The sequence below is a fragment of the uncultured Gordonia sp. genome (assembly GCF_937858515.1).
Lineage (GTDB): Bacteria > Actinomycetota > Actinomycetes > Mycobacteriales > Mycobacteriaceae > Gordonia.
The window spans coordinates 1-2,614 of the sequence record NZ_CALLZT010000164.1 but is presented as its reverse complement, the minus strand read 5'-3'; the positions used below and the strand labels follow the sequence as shown (position 1 = coordinate 2,614).

The 2,614-nt window shown below is 67.3% G+C and carries 3 protein-coding genes; 1 reads left to right on the top strand and 2 read right to left on the bottom strand.

The window, feature by feature from the left end:
- Window positions 1-7: 7 nt before the first annotated feature.
- On the bottom strand, window positions 8-739 hold the full coding sequence (locus tag Q0627_RS15745) for an MBL fold metallo-hydrolase (RefSeq protein WP_291014319.1): 732 nt from the start codon (window positions 737-739) through the stop codon (window positions 8-10).
- Between the two features lie 135 nt (window positions 740-874).
- On the opposite strand from Q0627_RS15745, the gene Q0627_RS15740 reads away from it, so the two are divergent.
- Entirely contained in the window at window positions 875-1,789 is a 915-nt protein-coding gene (locus Q0627_RS15740; RefSeq protein ID WP_291014317.1) for a peptidylprolyl isomerase, read from the top strand.
- A 45-nt stretch (window positions 1,790-1,834) separates the two neighbouring features.
- On the opposite strand, the gene Q0627_RS15735 is transcribed toward Q0627_RS15740, so the two are convergent.
- On the bottom strand, window positions 1,835-2,614 hold a 780-nt coding region (locus tag Q0627_RS15735; protein ID WP_298811317.1), incomplete at its 5' end, for an ACT domain-containing protein.

Below are 2,614 nucleotides of genomic sequence, written 5' to 3'. Positions count from 1 at the left end.
TCGGCGCTCACAGTCCGAATCGTCCCTTCTTCTCGGTCCCGATCCCGAGCAGGAACGGGTTGGTGGCGCGTTCGCGGCCGATGGAGGTCTGGGGTCCGTGGCCGGGTAGCACCTGAGTCTCGTCGGGTAGCGGCAGCAGCTTCTTCTCGATGGATTCGAGCAACTGATCGTGGTCGCCGCCGGGCAGATCGGTCCGGCCGATCGACCCGGCAAACAATACGTCGCCGGAGAAGCACACCGGCACCGTTGTGGTCACCTGCCCCGAGTCGTGCCCGTCCTCGTCGGCAGGCACCTCGACGTCGATGCCGAGCAGCACCGAACCCTGGGTGTGACCGGGGGCCAGGTCGACGGTGAACCGCATCCCGGCGATCTCGACGTTCTCGCCGTCGGCGAACTCGACAACCTGGCGTGGTTCGGTGAACTCGGTGTCGCCGATCAGCTGTCCCAACGCACGCCCGAGGCCCATCCCAGGGTCGGTGAGCATGGGCCGGTCGGCTGTGTGGATGTAGGCCGGGATGGCGAATTCGTCACACAATTCGGTGGCGTTCCACGTGTGGTCGAGATGTCCGTGCGTCAGCAGTACCGCCGCGGGGGTGAGGTCGTGTTCGGCCAGCAGCGCCCTGACCTGGGGCGCGGCATCCTGACCGGGGTCGATGATCACTGCCTGCCCGCCGGGCTGCGGGGCGAGCAGATAGCAGTTGGTCTGGAACATTCCGGCCGGAAATCCGGTGATCAGCATCGGCTCATTGTCGCAGGGGGATCGGTGGCCGGGTCCGGCGGGTACGGCGCGCCGTACCCGCCGTTCCTTACTCTCAGGTACTGCTGGCAAACTGGCGAGTCGAGTATGCCGACGTCCACAGGAGGGTTCACCAGCGTGTCGACCAACGAGGAGCGCCGACAAGCGGCCAAACGCAAGCTCGAGGAGCGTTTGGAAACCGAGCAGCGCGCCGCACGCAAACGCCGGATGACCATCATCGGTGTGTCCGTCGCGATCGTCGTCATCGTGGCGGGCACGATCACCGGTCTGGTGGTCAAGAAGGTGTCCGACGACCGCGAGAAGGAACGCTGGACCGCGTGCGCGTGGGGGCCGCAGGAAGATCCGAAGGCCCAGCCGGTCGATCCGCCGGAGCAGATCCCGGCCGAGCAGCGCGACGAGTACCGCAAGCAGGTCGTCGAGTACAACAAGCAGATCCAGGACTACCTGGCCAAGAAGCGGCCAGCCCCCAAGCCCGGTGACAAGCAACTCAAGAAGGGCACGCTGGCGGCAGTGTTCGAAACCAGCCAGGGCTCCATCCCGATCACGCTCAAACGCGACTCGGCCCCTTGCAACACCGGTGCGATCGAGCATCTGATCCGCGGCAAGTTCTTCGACGACTCGTCCTGCCACCGGATGACGGCCAGCACGTCGCTGAAGGTGCTCCAGTGCGGCGACCCGACCGGCACCGGCATGGGTGGTCCCGGCTGGACCAGCCCGGACGAGCCGCCCACCGATCTCAAGCCGAGCGGCGCACCCAACGCGATGGGTCAGCAGGCCGTCACCTACCCGCGCGGCACGATCGCCATCGCCAACAACGGCCAGGCCAATTCGGGGTCGAGCCAGTTCTTCCTCGTGATCGGCGACAGCACGCTGCCCTCGGACTACGCGGTGGTGGGCACCGTGGACGAGGCCGGGCTGGCGGTGCTCGACAAGGTGGCCAAGGGCGGCATCGTGCCCGGCGCCTCAGGCAGCAAAGAGGACGGCGCACCGAAGCTGCCGGTCAAGATCACCACCGCCACCGTCAAGAACTGACGGCACCACCCCGCCGATCGAGGTGATCGGCGGGGCTCGGCGGACCTAGGCTGCGGAGGTGACGCGGTAGACGTCGTAGACACCTTCGACGTTGCGCACCACGTTCAGCACGTGGCCGAGGTGTTTGGGGTCGCCCATCTCGAAGGTGAACTTGCTGACGGCCACCCGGTCGCGGCTGGTGGTGACCGATGCGGACAGGATGTTGACGCGTTCGTCGGCCAGTACCTTGGTGACGTCCGAGAGCAGCCGGTGCCGGTCCAGTGCCTCAACCTGGATCGCGACCAGGAACACCGACTCCGGTGACGGCGCCCAGGTGACCTCGATGATCCGCTCGGGCTGCTCGCGCAGCGCTGCCGCGTTGGTGCAGTCGGTGCGGTGCACGCTGACCGAGCCACCGCGGGTCACGAACCCCATGATCTCGTCGCCGGGGACCGGGGTGCAGCATTTGGCGAGCTTGGCGACCACGTTCTCGATGCCGGACACGATGACCCCGGCATCGCCGCCACGGCGGCCACGGGTCGGCAGCGTCGACGGTGTCGAGCGTTCGGCGATCGCGTCGACGGCGTCGTCGATGCCGCCGAGGATCGCGACCAGCCTGTTGACGACGTGCCGGGCCGAGACATGGTTCTCGCCGACCGCCGTGTACAGGCCGCTGACGTCGGCGTAGCGCAGTTCCTTGGCGATCGCGGCCATCGACTCGGCGTTCATCAGCCGCTGGATCGGCAGGCCGCCGCGCCGGACCTCCTTGACGATGGCGTCCTTGCCGGATTCGAGCGCTTCCTCGCGGCGTTCCTTGGCGAACCACTGCCGGATCTTGGCCTTGGC